This is a genomic window from Pseudosporangium ferrugineum, from assembly GCF_003002065.1.
Classification (GTDB): Bacteria; Actinomycetota; Actinomycetes; order Mycobacteriales; family Micromonosporaceae; genus Actinoplanes; species Actinoplanes ferrugineus_A.
Map to the genome: position 1 here is coordinate 128,915 of NZ_PVZG01000011.1, position 16,693 is coordinate 145,607.

Sequence of the window (16,693 nt, forward strand, 5' to 3'; positions counted from 1 at the left end):
GCGTTGTGGGGGGCACGGAAAACGCCGGTCGTCCACGCCGCGGTGGGCCGCCTCCCCCTCTGCCTCCCCGCTGCCCAGCTCCTAGCCGTCGAGCGGCTTCCCGATGAGGGTCCAGTCGCGGGGCAGAAGCGCTATCCCGGCCTCCCGGCACATCTCCGTCAGCCGGTGCACCACCTTCGCCCGCTGCTCCGGCTCCGGGGTGGCGCGGATCAGCCCCACCAGCGCCTCCACCGTGTCGCGGGGATCGTGGCCGCCCTCGTACGCGACGATCGCCGCCTCGAAGCTTTCCGCCGCCTTCCGGGAGTCGCCGCGGAGCAGGGCCAGCGCTCCCTCGACCACCGCGCAGGGCCCGTCGACCGGCCCGCGGGGGTCGGACGGCCGGAGCTCGGCCAGCACCGCCTCGGCCTCCGTCGCCCAGCCGGCCTCCGCCAGGGCCAGGCCCACGGTGGCCAGCACCCGGCGGCGGTGGCCGGGGTCGCCGACGTCCTCGAGTTCCGCGATCGCGTGCCGGCCCAGCCGGGCCGCCTCCTCGAACCGGCCGTCGAGGCGTTCCACCTCGGCGAGGTTGGCGACGGCGACCGCCCGCAGCCGGTGCTCGCCGCAGCGGCTGGCGAGCTTGTCGACCTCGGCCAGACGGACGCGGGCCGCCGACAGGTCGCCTTCGCGTACCTCGTACCAGGTGAGGTTGTTCTCCGCCACGGCCATGTCCCGGATCCGGCCGCTGCGACGGGCGAGGTCGAGCGCCGCCAGGCCGTGGCCGCGGGCGCGGTCGTACTCGTGGGCGGTCATCCACAGGGTGGCGAGCTGGGTGTGCGCGGTGAGCCGGCCGGCCACGTCGCCCAGCACGGTGAACTCCTCCAGGGCCGCGGTGGCCGTCTCGATCTCCTCGGCGCCGGAGCCGTGCTCCAGGGCCAGCTGCGCGAGGCCGACCTTCGCCCACGCCCGGATCACCGGATCGGCGTCCGCCGTACGGGGGTCCGCGAGCAATCGGCGCAGCCACTGCCGCCCGGTCACGTCGCGTCCCCGGAACCGCCACCAGCGTGGCAGGCAGGCGGCCAGGCGCAGGGCGGTGTGCGGGTCCTCCTTTGCCGCGTACGTGAGGGCGGCGCCCAGGTCACCGGCCACGTCGTCGAGCCGGGCCGCCGCCTCGGCGAGGTTGGCGTCCTTGAGGCCGGGCGCGATGGTCAGTGCCAGGCCGGCCATCACCTCGGCGTGGCGGCGGCGCGCGGCGGGCAGGTCGCCCTGGGCCGCCGCCTGCTCGAGGGCGTAGTCGCCGACCACGTCGAGCAGCCGGAAGCGGAACGCGCGGGCGCCACGGGCGCTCAGCAGGCCCAGCTCGAGGAAGCGGTCGAGCAGGTGCACCACGTCGAGCGCCGGGTTGCGGTCGATGATCTCCTCGGCCAGGTCGAGGGACCAGCGGTTACGGAACGTGGCCAGGCGATGCAGCGCGATCTGCTCCTCTGTGGAGAGCAGCCGGTAACTGGCCGCGACGGCTTCGCGTACGGAGACCAGGTCCCGTATCGGCGCCGCGCCACCGTCGGTAGGACGGCCGGAGAGGTCGAGCACGCGGTCGCCGTACCGATCAAGGATCTCGGCGACCGTCAGCACCCGGCCGCGGGCCGCCGCCAGCTCCAGGGCGATGGGCAGGCCACCGAGGCGGCGGACGAGCGCGGCGAGCGGCGCGACCTCGTCCGGCTCGACGGGCGTGCCCCGGACGCGGGTCAGACGGTCCAGGAAGAGGGCCGCGGCCGGGTAGGCGGCCACCTCCGCGAGGGTCGATCCGGCGTCGGCGGGCGGCGCCTCCAGCGGTGCGACCGGCCAGACCCGTTCGCCGGGCAGGCCGACGGGGTGCCGCCCGGTGGCCAGGAACCGCAGGGTGGGGTGGCGCGCGAGCAGCTGGCCGAGGGCTTCCGCGAGGGCTTCGGGGGCCCGCTCGACCGCGTCGATGAGCAGCAGCGCCGCCCGGCCGGCGAAGCGCGGGGCGAGGTCGTCGGGCCGGCCGACGCCGAAGACCGCGGCGACCCCGCCGAGGACCTCGCCGGTGGTCGAGCCGTCGGTGACCACGATGCCGGCCACGCCGCCCGGGTACGCCTCCACGACCCGATGCGACACGGTGAGGGCGAGGCTCGTCTTGCCGACCCCGGCGAGGCCGACGAGCGTGACACCGCGTGAGCCGTCGCCGGCCGGTTGCGACAGCCGGGTGACTATCCGCGCCACGTCGTCGTCACGCCCGATGAGATCGCCGGCGGGCGGTAGCCGTACGTAGCGCGCCGGCGGCTGGGAGCGTGACGACTGGCCCCGGGCCGCGGCGAGGAAGGCGAGCCGATCGGCGCCGGCGAGCCCGAGTGCCGCGGCGAGCAGCTCCACGGTGGTGCGTTGCGGCCGGGACGCCCGCCCGCGCTCCAGATCACGCACCGTACGCACACCGACGGCCGCGCGCGCGGCGAGCTCCTCCTGGGTCAGCTTCGCCCGCAGCCGGTAGCTGCGCAGCACGGCGTCGAATCCCGGACCTTCCTGGTCCGCCCCGTGATCGGACGTCATGGAGTCGAACCTATGCAGGCACGTTGATGAATGCCGAGTTCAGACGGCGGATTGTCGACTAACCGACGCAACGGCCGCCGGATTTGCCGCGGATCCTGCCCCGGCGTCCAAGATCTACAGTCCGAGGCCCCGGGCGACGATCATGCGCTGCACCTCGGAGGTCCCCTCGCCGACCTCGAGGATCTTGGCGTCCCGATAGAACCGGCCGACCGCCGACTCGTTCATGAAGCCGTAGCCGCCGTGCACCTGGGTCGCGAACCGGGCGTTGTCCATCGCGGCCTCGCTCGCGTAGAGCTTGGCGAGGGCGGCCTGGTGCTTGAAGTCGTCGCCGGCCAGCATCCGGGCCGCGGCGTCGTAGTAGCCGAGCCGGGCGTTGCGGGCGCGCATCTCCATGTCCGCGATCATGAACTGGACGGCCTGGTAGTTGCCGATCGGCCGGCCGAACGCGTGGCGCTCGCGGGCGTACTTCACCGACTCGTCGACGCAGCCCTGGGCGAGGCCGGTGGAGAGCGCCGCGATGGCGATCCGGCCCTCGTCGAGGATGCGCAGGAACTGGGCGAAGCCGCGGCCGCGCTCGCCGAGCAGGTTCACGGCCGGTACGCGTACGTCGTCGAAGGCCAGCTCGTGGGTGTCCGAGGCACACCAGCCGACCTTGGAGTATCCCGGCGCGACGGTGAAGCCCGGGGTGCCCGACGGGACGATGATCGTGGAGAGCTCCTTCGAGCCGTCCGGCTTCGTGCCGGTCGCCGCCATCACGGTGACCAGGCTGGTGATCTCGGTGCCCGAGTTCGTGATGAACGCCTTCGAGCCGTTGATCACCCACTCGCCGGTCGTCTCGTCCAGCACCGCGCGGGTGGTCGTCGCGGCGGCGTCCGAACCCGTGCCCGGCTCCGTCAGACCGAAGGCGGCCAGGGCTTCGCCGCTGGTCAGCTGCGGGAGCCAGCGCGCCTTCTGCTCCGGCGTACCGAAGCGGTAGATCGGCATGGCACCCAGCGAGACGCCCGCCTCCAGGGTGATCGCGACGCTGCTGTCGACCCTCGCGAGTTCCTCCAGGGCGAGGCAGAGCGCGAAGTAGTCGCCGCCCATCCCGCCGTGCTCCTCGGCGAAGGGCAGCCCGAACAGGCCCATCTTGCCCATCTGCCGGACCAGGTCGTACGGGAAGGTCTTCTGCTCGTAGTGCTCGGCGATCACCGGGGCGACCTGCTCGCGGGCGAAGTCCCGCACGGTGTCCCGCAGCGCCTCCTGCTCGTCGCTGAGCCGGAAGTCGACCATGACGTGTCCCTTCGAGACGGTGAACTAGACGGGGGTGACGCCGTGGCGGCGACGGGAGAACGTGCGGTCCTTGCCGCGGGCGGCGGTGAACCGGCGGATGAGTTCGGCGCGCAGGTCGGTCGGCTCCACGATCGCGTCGATGACGAGCTCGCCGGCCAGGCGCAGGATGTCGATGTCGCGCTCGTACTCGGCGCGGCGCTCGGCGATGAAGGCGGCGCGGTCCTCCTCGGGCAGCGCCGCGATCTTGTTGGCGTAGACGGCGTTCACGGCCGCCTCCGCGCCCATCACCGCGATCTTGGCGGTGGGCAGCGCGATCGTCGCGTCCGGGTCGAAGCCGGGGCCGGCCATCGCGTACAGGCCGGCGCCGTAGGCCTTGCGCACCACGACGCAGATCTTCGGGACGGTCGCCTCGGAGATCGCGGTGATCATCTTGGCGCCGTGCCGGATGATGCCCTGCTTCTCCACCGCGGAGCCGACCATGAAGCCGGGCACGTCGGAGAGGAACAGCAGCGGCACGTTGAAGGCGTCGCAGAGCTGCACGAACCGGCTCGCCTTGTCGGCCGAGTCGACGAACAGCACGCCGCCCTTGAACATCGAGTTGTTGCCGACCACGCCGATGACCTGGCCGTCGAGCCGGGCGAAGCCGATCGTCAGCTCCTTGGCCCACAGCGCCTGGATCTCGAAGAACGAGCCCTGGTCGACGATGCCCTTGAGGTAGCGGCGCATGTCGAACGCCTGCCGCTCGCTGACCGGCACGAGCGCGGCGAGGTCCACATCGGCCGGTGCCGCCGCGGTGGCCGCAGGCGGCTGCTCGGTGTAGTTGGGGGGCAGGTAGGAGAGGTAGTTGCGGACGACGTCGAGGGCCTCCTGCTCGGTCTTGCACAGGAAGTGACCGACGCCGGACTCGGCGCAGTGCACCCGGGCGCCGCCCATCGCCTCGAGCGTCGTCTTCTCGCCGGTGACCATCTCGACCATGCGGTCGGAGCCCAGATACATGCTCGCGTTGCCCTCGACCATGGCCACCACGTCGCAGAACGCCGGGATGTAGGCCCCGCCCGCGGCCGACGGCCCGAACAGCGCGCAGACCTGCGGGATCGACCCGGACGCGCGGACCTGGTTGTGGAAGATCTTGCCCGCTCCGCGGCGGCCCGGGAACAGGTCGACCTGGTCGGTGATGCGCGCGCCCGCGGAATCCACGAGATAGACCATCGGTACGCCGTTCGCGTACGCCCGCTCGATGATCCGGATGATCTTCTCGACCGTACGGGCGCCCCACGACCCGGCCTTCACGGTCGAGTCGTTCGCCATGACGCACACCTCGCGCCCGTCGATGCGGGCGTTACCGGTGATCACGCCGTCCGCCGGCAGCCCCTCGGCCAGGCTGTTGGCGTAGAGCCCGTCCTCGACGAACGAGCCGTCGTCGACGAGCAGGGCGATCCGCTCGCGCGCGAAGAGCTTCCCCTTCGCGGCGTTCGCGGCGTGGTACTTCTCCGCGCCGCCCGCGACCGCCCGCTTGCGCGCCTGCGCCAGCGCTTCCTCGTCGAATGCCACGTGTCCCCCTCGTTCGTCCTGAACGATCGTTAGGGTAGCGCACTCGGCGACCTTGGGCCAGACGCGAACGGGAGCCCCCGCAGGCTGCGGAGACTCCCGTCCGATGTGCCGCCGGTGCTGTGGAGGAGCACCGGTTTTCTTTTTCCTGCCCGGCGCCTCGCGGCGCCGCTCGGGTCACGCCCGGGACCGGCGCGACCCGGGTCTCTCCTGTTACTTGAGCAGCTTCTGGACGTCCAGGCCGCCCAGGTTCACGCCACCGGCGTTGCTCAGGTTCTGGGTGAGGCCGTCCACCGCGGTGCCCTCGGTCTTGGCCGCCTTGGCCGCGGCCTTGTGCGTACGCGGGTGCTCGCCGTACGGGTCGTCGTTGCCGGTCGCGCCGCCGTCGCCGCCGACCTGGTCACCGTCGTCGTCGCCCGGGTAGCCGCCGTTGTCGCCACCGTTGTCGCCGCCGTCGTGGCCGCCGTTGCCCTTGGTGTCGTTCGAGCAGGCCGCCGCCGCGTCCGCCGCGCCCAGGACCGCGAGCGCGTTGCCACAGACGTTGACCGGGATCGTGATCGGCGCCGCCACCTGCGTACCGTTCAGCACGCCGATGTTGCCGTTGCTGTCCTGCTTGATGCCGTTGCCCTTGTGGCCCGACTCGTTCTGCGACGCGCCGGCCGCGTTCGCGACGCCGAGGACGCTCGCGGCGTTGCCGGTCACGTTGATCGGGGCGTACACCGGCAGCGCGACCTGGGTGCCGTTGCCGAGGCCGATGTTGCCGTTGCTGTCCTGCTTGATGCCGCCCTCGGTGGAGTGCCCACCGTTGACGCAGGCGGCCTGCGCGTTGGACAGGCCGAGGATCGCGAGCGAGTTGCCGCAGACGTTGACCGGCACGTCGATCGGCGCCGCCACCTGGGTGCCGTTCAGCACGCCGACGTTGTCGTGCGAGTCCTGGTCGACCTTGCCGCCCTCGGTCTTGCCGCTCTCGGTCTTGTTGACCCCGGCGCCGGCCGCGTTGGCCACGCCCAGGACGGAGACCGCGTTGCCGACCACGTTCACCGGCACGGTGATCGGCACCAGCACCTGGGTGCCGTTCAGCACGCCGATGTTGCCGTGCGACTTCTGGGTGTACTTGCCCTTCTTGCCGCTCTCGACCCAGTTGATGCCCTGGCCCGCGGCGTTCGACTCGCCGGCCACGCCGATCGAGTTGCCGACCACGTTCAGCGGCACGGCCACCCTGGTGAACACCTGCGTGCCGTTGGCGATCCCGACGTTGTCGGTGCTGCTCTGAGAGACATCGGCGTGCGCCATTCCCGGTGCGAACAGGAGGGCGCCCGCGGCCAGCACACCGACGCTCAGAGTCTTACGAACCCAAGTCTTCATGGAGAGAAGATGCCTTTCACAATGGTCAGAAAATGGTGAGTCGCGTATTCAATTGAATGGTGCTTCCGGGCGCAGCGGTGCCCTGGCTGTTTTCGGCTGCCCTGACCCCGCCGGCGTTATCGCCCGGCGGTACGTGACGACCTGGCCTGGAAATGATTCGCCGCTTGTTCGCAAACGGTTCCAGGAATCGGGCCTCGTCGCCCGGGCGCGCTGCGCCCGGCGGTCGGCCGTCACTGAACCCCGCTCGACCCGGCGCCGGGAGTACCGGCCACGCCACGTCGAGCAGAGTCGCTAGTCAGGTGAGACGGTCGGTGCCTCGGCGTCGTGGCGCCGGACCTCGACATCGGTCGCGAGCGGCAGCCGATGGCAGGCCATCGTGCTGTCCGCGACCGCTGACGGAAGGACGGCCGCAGAGGGGCCACCGTCCGTCGCGGTTCCCGCTCCGGAGACCGGGAACCCGTTCGCTGCCCCGAGGTTGACCCGCAGCGGAGCGGGCCCGTCACCATCGGGTTTCTCGCGGACCGTCTCCGGCACGGCGACCGCGGGAGCGGCCGGATGCCAGACGGCGGTCTTTCCCACCGGGTGCCGCACCGGAGCCTTGTGCAGGACCGGCGCGGACTTGTGCCCACCCGTGGCCACCTCCGCGGCGGGTCCCTCCGTCGGCGGGACGCCGGGCGTCGTGGCACCCGCGTCCGGCTCCGGACGGTCCTGCTGCGGTGCCGGCTCCGGCCCCGCCGCGTCGTGCGGCAGGCCGGACGCCGGGGCGGGCTCCGGCTCCGCCGCGTCCTGCGACAGGCCGGGGGCCGGGGCGAGCGGCCGGGCATCCACCGCGTCGCCGATGAGGCGAGTGGGGGCGGTCAGATCCCGGACGACGTGGGTGACACCCGCGTCCTTCGTACCGTGCGTGACCTCACCGACCGTGTCCACGAGCCGCTGAGGGACCGCGGTCACCGCGCCGAGGACGGTGCGGTGCCGGTCGGATTCCGACGGCTTGACCACCGTACGCAGAACCCGATCGACCAGTGGCCGTTCCCCGCCGTTCTGGACGGCGTGCTCCCCACCGTGCTGGACGGTGCCGAGGAGCGATGAGCCGCTGGGCTGCACGGCGTGGGTGACCGCTCCGGGGAGCAGACCGCCCAGCGTGGGCTCGTGGTCGGCGGCGTGAGCGGCGGCTCCGGAGAGCAGCCACGCCGCGCCGGCGAGCCCGCCGACGACCAGTACGCGCAGACCCCATCGGGATCCGGACCGGTTCCCCCGCCGCCGCTCCGCCTCCTGGCTGTGAGGCGGCATGAGCGCGGAGCCGGCGGACGGAACAGCCGGCGGACGGCGTGCCGGGCGCGACTCGCGCTCGACCCCCCAGCCCGCCATCGGTCCCGCCCCTCGTCGTCGAATCGTGACCCCGCGGCCGACGGATCGGCCACTCGGTATTGGTAACGAAGCGACACAGTCAGGGTCACGCGGACGAATGGAGAAAATCGATCGGACGTTTTCCCCATGCGGTCCGGGAATGCGAAATCGAGATCACACCAATCGGGTACGCGGCCCGGCCCGAAGAACACCCGACGGCAGCGCGCGCCCCAGCAGACCCTCGGCCATGGCGGCGACCCCGATCAGCGCGTCGAGATCGATCCCGGTGGAGATTCCCATGTCCTCGAGCATGTGCACGAGTTCCTCGGTCGCGATGTTGCCGGAGGCGCCGGGCGCGTACGGGCACCCGCCGATCCCGCCGACGCTCGCGTCGAACTCGGTCACCCCGAACTCCAGCGCGGTGAGGACGTTCGCCAGCCCCGTACCCCTGGTGTTGTGGAAGTGCAGGAGCTCAGGGCGTACCTCCGAAAGCAGGTCGCGGACCCGGCGGGGAGTCGCCATGCCGGTCGTGTCGCCGAACGCGACGCGGTCGGCGCCGTCCGCACGGACCCGGTCCACGATCCCGGCGACCCGCTTCGGGTCGATGTCCCCCTCGAACGGGCATCCGAAGCTCGTCGCCACGATCACCTCCAACGTCGCCCCCGCCTCATGGACCAGCGGGATCAGCGCGGCGATGTCGTCGAGCGACTCCTCGGTGGAGCGGTTCAGGTTCTTCCGGTTGTGCGTGTCGCCGGCGGAAACGACGACCTCGATCTCGCGGAAGCCGGCCCTGATCGCCCGCTCGGCGCCACGCGTGTTCGGAATCAGCGCCGAGTAGCGGATGCCGGGGTTGTGCCAGGCCCGCGCCCACACCTCGTCGGCGTCGGCCATCTGCGGGATCGCCTTCGGATGCACGAACGAGACCGCCTCGATGCGCCGCACCCCCGTACGCGACAGCGCGTCGATCAGGCGCACCTTGTCGTCGGTCGGGATGGGCTCCTCGTTCTGAAGCCCGTCCCGCGGAGCCACTTCCCGGATGGAGACCGCGGTGGTCATGTCCCGCCCCTCTCTGCTCAGCGCATCCTGCTCACGATGCCGGCGTCGTAGCCTGCTCAGCGCATCCTGGTCACGATGCCGGTGTCGTAGTCGCCGGAGAGGAACTCCTCGTTCTCCAGCAGTTCGGCGAAGAACGGCAGGTTCTGCTTCGGCCCGGCGATCTCGAACCCGGCGACCGCGGCGCGCGCCCGGGCGATCGCCTCGTCCCGGTCGGCGCCGAAGAGGATCAGCTTCGCCATCAACGAGTCGTAGAACGGTGTGACGGTCGTGCCGGCCGCGTACCCGGAATCCACCCGGACGCCCGCACCGGCCGGCTCGACCCACGTCGCGACCGCGCCCGGCCCCGGCAGGAACCGCTTCGGATCCTCGGCGTTGATCCGCAACTCGATCGCGTGGCCGCGCGTCGCCGTGCTCGTCACGTCGAAGCTGGGCGCCTCCCCCGAGGCGATGAGCAGCTGCTGCTCGACCAGGTCGATGCCGTGGATCAACTCGGTGATCGGGTGCTCCACCTGGAGGCGCGTGTTCATCTCCAGGAAGAAGAACTCCCCGGTCGCCGGGTCGAGCAGGCACTCCACCGTGCCGGCGTTGCGGTAGTTCACGGCCTCGCCGGCCTTGACCGCGGCCGCCAGCAGGCGCTCCCGCAGTTCGGGCCCGACGGCGGGACTCGGCGCCTCCTCGACCAGCTTCTGGTTGCGCCGCTGCACCGAGCACTCCCGCTCGCTGAGGGCGATCACCCGGCCGTCGGCGAGGCCGAGGATCTGCACCTCGACGTGGCGTACCCGGGGAAAATAGCGCTCGATGAGCACCGAGCCGTCGCCGAACATCCGCTCGGCGAACGCCCTGACCTTGTCGTACTCGGTGCGCAGGCCGGCCTCGTCGTTCGCGACGGCCATGCCCATGCCCCCGCCGCCGGCCGCGGCCTTGACCATCACCGGATAGCCGATCGAGGTCGCCGCCGCGATCGCCGCGTCGACCTCGCCCGCGGGATCCTGGCTGCCGGGCGCCACCGGCACGCCGGCCGCCGCCATCAGGTTCCGAGCATTGATCTTGTCGCCCATCGCGCTGATCGCCTCGGCGCCGGGCCCGACCCACACCAGCCCGTTCGATGCGACCGTACGGGCAAAGTCGGCGTTCTCGCTCAGGAACCCGTACCCGGGGTGCACAGCCTGCACCCCGGTCGACTTCGCGGCGGCGAGGATGGCATCGACATTGCGATAACTCAACGCGGGATTCGCGGGCCCGACACACACGGCCTCATCCGCCTCGGCGACGAACGGCATCCCGGCGTCGGCCTCGGAATGCACGGCAACCGCCCGCACCCCGAGCCGCCTGGCCGTACGAATGATCCGGCGGGCGATCTCGCCCCGGTTGGCGATGAGCAGCGAATCGATCATGTCGCTCTTTCCTCGCTCGGGTCCGGACGGGTACGCCCGGAGGACGGCGGAAGGGAGTAGGACGCGAGAGGGATCACCTCGGCGGCGTCACGGGTGAGTGGGACACCTGGCTGCGGGTACGCCTTCCGTCCGGCGCGCGTTTTCCCCTGGCCGGTCGCTTCGTCCCGGCCGGCGGGGCTCCCGGGATGGCCGGGCCGTGGTCAGCACGGGGTGGCCCGGCCGCTTCGACGTCCCGTGGCATGGGCCGACCCGCACGGCCCATGGTCAGCGTCCGAGGAGGGCGTGACCCGTTGCCTCACGCAGCAGGTCGGCCCGCCGCCGCCGGTCGACCTCCCCGCCCAGGAACGGCGTGGAGTTCATCAGGCCGAACGCGGAGTGCGCCAGCACCCGGGCCTCGCCCGCATCCAACTCGGGGCGAAGCGTGGAGAGCACCGCGACCCACTCCTCGACGTACAGCCGCTGCAGCCGCCGGATCTGCCGACGAGGCTCCTCGGGCAACCGGTCCAGCTCGTGCAGATGCAGGGCGATCACCGCGGGATGGGCCAACGCGAACTCGACGTGAAACTCGATCAGATCGCTCAACGCGGCGAGCGCATCGTCGGGATGCCGGGCCACCCGCTCCTTGCCACCGTGCAGCAGCCCCTCGCTCACCGGAATGAGCGCGGCCGCCAGCATGGCCTCCTTGCCGGCAAAGTGGTGATACAGCGCGGGACCGGTCACCCCGGCCGCCGAACCGATGTCATCCATCGACACGCCGTGATATCCCCGCGCGGCAAAAAGCCCGACCGCGATCTCCAGAATCTCGTCCCGCCGCGAACGTCGGCGGGGAGCCGGCGGTCCAGGACGCTGCTGCTGATCTACCGTCACCTCGCCACTCTAACCCCCTGTCAACCCCGGTACTTAACGCACGTTCAGGCGAATCACGGAGTCAGATGATCCACATGATGGCGTTTTGCGCCCCGGGACCCGGCCCTCCTGTGACCGGAATGACAGAACTGCCCAGGCGAGAGGCGGTGCGCGCGCCCAGCGGCCCCTGCTCACCCCATCAGCCGCCGTCCCTCGCCGCCGTCCCTCGCCGCCGCCGCTCGCCGCCGCCGCCCGCCGCCGCCCCTCGCCGCCGCCCCGACATCCGCTCGCTGGTGGCCCGGCAACGCCGGGCCTAATCCGCCGAGGCCGCCAAGTCGCCATGGCTACCCGAGCCGCCATCCCCCACCGACCGGCCCGCCTCGCCGACCGGCACCGCGTTCGCGCGCACGGGCCCGTCCTCGTCCGGGAATGCCGGCGTCTCTCGCCTGCGGGGAGACGCTGACCGCGACCACCAGCGCCGGGACGCCGCCGCGGCCAGGACGGCGCCGAGCGTGTTGACCAGGACGTCGTCAAGGCTCGACACCCGGCCGATGCTGAACACCCATTGCAGCGCCTCGATGGTCGCCGACGTGGCAGCGGCCACGACCAGGATCCGGGGCAGCGACGCCACGGCCGCGAACCGAAGCGGCAGGAAGAAGCCGAACGCCGCGAGCACCATCAGGTTGCCGCCCACCTGTGCGGCCGCCGTACCGAAGTCGCCGCTCAGCCACGACGGAAGGTCGTGGAGAGGCACCAGATCGATCGACCGCGGGGCCCTCTGCGGTGTGAACACCATGACCAGCCACGGCAGCGATCCAGCGACGATCCCGACCTCGGCCGCCGCCCCACGACGGGACCGGCTCCGGCTCCGCCATCGGTAAGCGCCGAAGCTCAGAAGCGGCAGAAGTAGCGCGGCGACCACGATCGTCGCCCCATGATTCCGCCAGACGTCCCCCACACCGCCGCAATCTAGGCCGCGCCGGCAATGCGCTCACCTCCGTTCCCGCGCGCCTCCCGGCGTGGAACGGCTGCTGGGTGCCGCGCCGGATGTCGAGGGCGCCACCACGACCGGTCCCGCAGTCACCGCGCCGAGCCGCCGGACAGACGGCGGCCCGGCCGGCAAACACGGACGGGGCCCGGCCGGCGAACACGGACGGAGGCGGCCCGGCCGGCGAACACGGACGAGGGCTCGGCGGGGTGGGGCCGGCGGGGTGGGCGGCTCGGGAGGGATAGGTCACCGCCGGGCGGCGTCCGGGAAACAGCAGGTCAGGACAGCCCGCCGGGCTCCGGCCCCTTCGCGATGGGGGCGCGGACCAGGTTGCCCCACTCGGTCCAGGAGCCGTCGTAGTTGCGGACCTGCGGGTAGCCGAGGAGGTGGTGCAGGACGAACCAGGTGTGGCTGGACCGTTCACCGATCCGGCAGTACGCGATGATGTCGTCGCCGCTCTCCAGGCCGAGCTCGTCGCGATAGATCTTGGTCAGCTCGTCGGCGGGCTTGAAGGTGCCGTCGTCGTTCGCCGCCGACTTCCACGGCTTGCTGACCGCGCCGGGGATGTGGCCGCCGCGCAGGGCACCCTCCTGCGGGTACGCCTCCATGTGCGTCAGCTCGCCGGTGTATTCCTGCGGCGAGCGGACGTCGACCAGGGGACGGCCGCTCGAGATGTGGCCCATGACCTGGTCACGGAAGGCGCGCAGGGACCCGTCCGCCCGAACCGGGACCGGGTACGTCGCGGGTGGGCGTACCGTCTTCTCGCGGGTCAGGTCCCGGCCCTCGGCGACCCACTTCTGCCGGCCGCCGTCCAGTAGGCGCACGTCGCGATGGCCGAAGAGACTGAAGACCCAGAGCGCGTACGCCGCCCACCAGTTGAAGTTGTCGCCGTAGAACACGATCGTGTCGTCCCGGCCGATCCCCTTGGCCTCACAGAGCGCCGCGAACTGCGCCGGGTCGAGGTAGTCGCGGGTGAGCTGATCGTTCAGCTCGAGATGCCAGTCGACCTTGACCGCGCCCGGGATGTGGCCCGTGTCGTAGAGCAGCACGTCCTCGTCCGATTCGACGACGACCAGGCCGGGGGCGTCGAGGTTGGCGGCGAGCCAGTCGGTGGTGACCAGCTTGTCGGGATGGGCGTACGCCTGTAGGGACGGCGCTGGATCGTTCGCAACGGACATGTCACTCACGCTATCGCTTCGATCGGGGCGAGCCGGGGACGCTTCGCTGTGGACGCATCGTCGGAGACGGCGCCGGCCAGCCGCCGCTTGATCCAGGGCGCCAGGTGCTGCCCGGCCCATCGCAGGTCGGCACCGCGCGCAAGGAGCCACGGCGTCGGAGCCGGCATCGGCGGCACGAGCAGCCATTCCTCGTCCACGCCGACGCCGAGCGCGTTCAGCACCTGGCCGGCGACCCGGCGGTGCCCGGCGGCCGAGAGGTGCAGCCGGTCGGCGCTCCAGAGCAGCGGATTTCGGAAGGCGTCGTCGGCGAAGAGGTCGATCAGGTGGGCGCCGTGGCGCTCGGCGATGCGGCGGGCGCCGTCGTTGAGGACCGCCGCACGCGGACCGACGATGCGCTGCCCGGGCAGGTGGACGGTGACGTCGGCGAACCGGAAGAGGACGACGTCGGCACCGGTCTCCCGGATCCGGCCGACCAGCGAGTCGACCTTGTTGACCAGCGCCCACGGGTCGACCTTGCGGCGCAGCACGTCATTGCCACCGGCCGCGAAGCTGACGAGGCCGGGTCGCATCATCAGGGTCGGCTCGAGTTGCTCGGCGACGACCTCGCCCAGGAGCTTGCCGCGGACGGCGAGGTTCGCGTACCCGAAATTGGGGCCGGCATCGACGGCCAGGCGCGCGGCGACCAGGTCGGCCCATCCGCGGTAGGTGCCGTCGGGATAGCTGTCGTCCAGGCCCTCGGTGAAGCTGTCCCCCATGGCCACGAAGCTCTTCCAGCTCATGAGCACCCCCTGAACGCTCACTCATGTCCACCGACTCCGCTGAGTTTTCCACCGCCGGGCCGCGGGCGGGACGTGACGATGGCGACACTGAGGAACCCCGGAATAACGGGGTGTTTCTGTCACAGCCCCTCCCTAGGCTCGTGGGCATGCTGATGCGAATGTCCTCGATGCTGCTCAAGACCCTGCGTGAGGAGCCGGCGGACGCGGAGGTGCCGAGTCATCGGCTCCTGCTGCGGGCCGGCTACATCCGTCGCGCGGCTCCGGGCGGCTACACGTGGCTGCCGCTCGGCAAGCTGGTCCTTGACCAGGTCACCCGCGTGATCCGCGAGGAGATGACCGCCATCGGCGGCCAGGAAGTCAGCTTTCCGTCACTGCTGCCCCGCGAGCCCTACGACGTCTCCGGCCGCTGGACGGAATACGGCGACGACATCTTCACGCTGAAGGACCGCCGCGGCTCCGAACACCTGCTCGCGCCCACCCACGAGGAGATGTTCGCGCTGCTCGTGCAGGACATGACGAGTTCCTACCGCGACTTCCCGCTGGTCCTCTTCCAGGTGCAGACGAAGTTCCGCGACGAGGCACGTCCCCGCGCCGGGCTGCTGCGGGGGCGGGAGTTCCTCATGAAGGACGCCTACTCCTTCGACCTCTCCGATCAAGGGCTCATTGATGCGTACGGGAAACAGCGCGCGGCCTATCAGCGCATTTTCGGACGGCTGGGCCTGGAGCACACCATCGTGGCAGCGGTCTCGGGCGCGATGGGCGGCTCCGCCTCGGAGGAGTTCCTGGCGACCTCCGACGCGGGCGAGGACACGTTCGTGGGGTGCACCACCTGCGACTACGCGGCGAACACCGAGGCTGTGGTGACCCCGGCGCCGCCCGCCGACACGCGTGAGCACAAGCCCCTGGCCGTGCACGACACTCCCGAGACTCCCACCATCGCGTCGCTGGTCGACCTCGCCAACACGCGCGCCCTCGAGGGCCGCACGGACTGGACCGCCGCGGACACCCTCAAGAACGTGGTGGTCACCGTTCACCACCCCGGCAAGGACGACGAACTGCTGGTCATCGGCGTGCCCGGCGACCGCGAGGTGGATCTCGGACGGGTGGACGCCGCGCTGAGCCCCGCCACGGTCACCATGTTCGACGACTTCGCCTCCCGCCCCGACCTCGTCCGCGGGTACATCGGCCCGCAGGGCATCAAGGTCCGCTACCTCGCGGATCCCCGGGTCGCCCCCGGCACCGCCTGGCTGACCGGCGCCAACGAGCCGGGCAAGCACGCCACCTCCGTGGTGGCCGGCCGGGACTTCACGCCCGACGGGACGATCGAGGCGGCCGAGGTCCGCGCGGGAGACCCCTGCCCCCGATGCGGCACGGGCGAGCTCACCATGCGCCGGGGCATCGAGATCGGCCACATCTTCCAGCTCGGGCGCCGCTACACCGACGTGTTCAAGGTGGACGTGCTGGGCGCGGACGGCAAACCCGTACGCCCGACCATGGGTTCTTACGGCATCGGCGTCTCGCGCGCGGTCGCGTCCATCGCCGAGCAGCACCACGACGAGCGCGGCCTTCTCTGGCCCGACGAGGTGGCCCCGGCCGACGTCCACGTCATCGGCGCGGGCAAGGCCGGTCAGATCGAGGCGGCTCTGACCCTCGCGGCGGAACTGGAACGGGCCGACCTGCGCGTGCTCGTCGACGACCGGCCGCAACTGTCACCCGGGGTCAAGTTCACCGATGCCGAGCTGATCGGCATCCGCCGCTCCGTCGTGGTCGGCCGCCGTCTCTCCGACGGGTACGCCGAACTGCGCGACCGCCGTACGGGAGAAAGCCGCGACGTCCGCCTCGAGGAGGTAGCCGGTGCATTTATGGGGTGATCACCCGGATTTCACGCGCGTCCGTCCAGGGTGTATCGGTGAAGGTGCCGGGTACCCGCCTGCGTAACGGGCGGGCAGGATCGCGTGGAGGTACAGCCATGGCTAGGACGGCAGTGGCGGACGTCATGACCAGGAGGGTCGTCTACCTGCCGGGCGACACCATGCTCGACGAGGCCGCCCAGGCGATGCGCGACCAGGGCATCGGCGACGTGGTCGTCACCAACGGCCCGACGATGGCCGGCCTCGTGACGGACCGCGACATCGTCGTACGCGCGATCGCCGAAGGCCTCCCGCCCCGCGCGACCACCCTGGCATCCGTCGCGTCGCTGGAGCTCATCATGGTGGAGCAGTCGGCCAGCGTGGAGGACGCCGTGCAAGCCATGCGCGAACGCGCAGTACGCCGCCTCCTCGTCTGCGACGCCGACCGCAAGGTGGTGGGCATCCTCAGCCTGAGCGACGTCGCCCTCATGCCGACATCCACCCCGGCCTGAACCCGGAGCCGGCCGCG

13 protein-coding genes are annotated in these 16,693 nt (G+C 71.5%); 2 read left to right on the top strand and 11 right to left on the bottom strand.

Going from position 1 to position 16,693, the window contains the following annotated elements:
* Positions 1 to 81: 81 nt before the first annotated feature.
* From CLV70_RS23145 to CLV70_RS23200, 11 genes are all read right to left on the bottom strand, one after another.
* Positions 82 to 2,541, bottom strand: a complete 2,460-nt coding sequence (locus CLV70_RS23145; protein ID WP_106128682.1) for an ATP-binding protein — start codon at positions 2,539 to 2,541, stop codon at positions 82 to 84.
* A gap of 114 nt (positions 2,542 to 2,655) precedes the next feature.
* Complete coding sequence (locus CLV70_RS23150; RefSeq protein ID WP_106128683.1) at positions 2,656 to 3,813, bottom strand: acyl-CoA dehydrogenase family protein; 1,158 nt, start codon at positions 3,811 to 3,813, stop codon at positions 2,656 to 2,658.
* Between the two features lie 24 nt (positions 3,814 to 3,837).
* Positions 3,838 to 5,364 (bottom strand): acyl-CoA carboxylase subunit beta, encoded by a 1,527-nt coding sequence (locus CLV70_RS23155; protein WP_106128684.1) that lies wholly within the window; start codon positions 5,362 to 5,364, stop codon positions 3,838 to 3,840.
* Between the two features lie 210 nt (positions 5,365 to 5,574).
* On the bottom strand, positions 5,575 to 6,726 hold the full coding sequence (locus CLV70_RS23160; RefSeq protein ID WP_106128685.1) for a chaplin family protein: 1,152 nt from the start codon (positions 6,724 to 6,726) through the stop codon (positions 5,575 to 5,577).
* A 291-nt stretch (positions 6,727 to 7,017) separates the two neighbouring features.
* On the bottom strand, positions 7,018 to 8,016 hold the full coding sequence (locus tag CLV70_RS23165) for a hypothetical protein (protein WP_158277805.1): 999 nt from the start codon (positions 8,014 to 8,016) through the stop codon (positions 7,018 to 7,020).
* 231 nt (positions 8,017 to 8,247) lie between these two features.
* Positions 8,248 to 9,129: a hydroxymethylglutaryl-CoA lyase gene (locus CLV70_RS23175; protein ID WP_106128688.1), complete on the bottom strand. Its 882-nt coding sequence runs from the start codon at positions 9,127 to 9,129 to the stop codon at positions 8,248 to 8,250.
* A 56-nt stretch (positions 9,130 to 9,185) separates the two neighbouring features.
* Positions 9,186 to 10,523, bottom strand: a complete 1,338-nt coding sequence (locus CLV70_RS23180) for an acetyl-CoA carboxylase biotin carboxylase subunit (RefSeq protein ID WP_106128689.1) — start codon at positions 10,521 to 10,523, stop codon at positions 9,186 to 9,188.
* 264 nt (positions 10,524 to 10,787) lie between these two features.
* Complete coding sequence (locus CLV70_RS23185) at positions 10,788 to 11,390, bottom strand: TetR/AcrR family transcriptional regulator (protein WP_106128690.1); 603 nt, start codon at positions 11,388 to 11,390, stop codon at positions 10,788 to 10,790.
* Positions 11,391 to 11,682: 292 nt separating this feature from the next.
* Positions 11,683 to 12,291 carry a VanZ family protein gene (locus tag CLV70_RS23190; RefSeq protein ID WP_146164128.1) on the bottom strand — a complete coding sequence of 203 codons (609 nt, stop codon included), beginning with the start codon at positions 12,289 to 12,291 and terminating at the stop codon, positions 11,683 to 11,685.
* A 344-nt stretch (positions 12,292 to 12,635) separates the two neighbouring features.
* Positions 12,636 to 13,535 (bottom strand): sulfurtransferase, encoded by a 900-nt coding sequence (locus CLV70_RS23195; protein WP_106128692.1) that lies wholly within the window; start codon positions 13,533 to 13,535, stop codon positions 12,636 to 12,638.
* A 5-nt stretch (positions 13,536 to 13,540) separates the two neighbouring features.
* Positions 13,541 to 14,314, bottom strand: a complete 774-nt coding sequence (locus CLV70_RS23200) for an SGNH/GDSL hydrolase family protein (RefSeq protein ID WP_106128693.1) — start codon at positions 14,312 to 14,314, stop codon at positions 13,541 to 13,543.
* A 146-nt stretch (positions 14,315 to 14,460) separates the two neighbouring features.
* Here CLV70_RS23200 and CLV70_RS23205 point away from each other — a divergent pair, with 146 nt between their 5' ends.
* Complete coding sequence (locus CLV70_RS23205) at positions 14,461 to 16,185, top strand: proline--tRNA ligase (RefSeq protein WP_106128834.1); 1,725 nt, start codon at positions 14,461 to 14,463, stop codon at positions 16,183 to 16,185.
* Between the two features lie 98 nt (positions 16,186 to 16,283).
* Complete coding sequence (locus tag CLV70_RS23210) at positions 16,284 to 16,676, top strand: CBS domain-containing protein (protein ID WP_106128694.1); 393 nt, start codon at positions 16,284 to 16,286, stop codon at positions 16,674 to 16,676.
* The last annotated feature ends 17 nt before the right edge of the window (positions 16,677 to 16,693 follow it).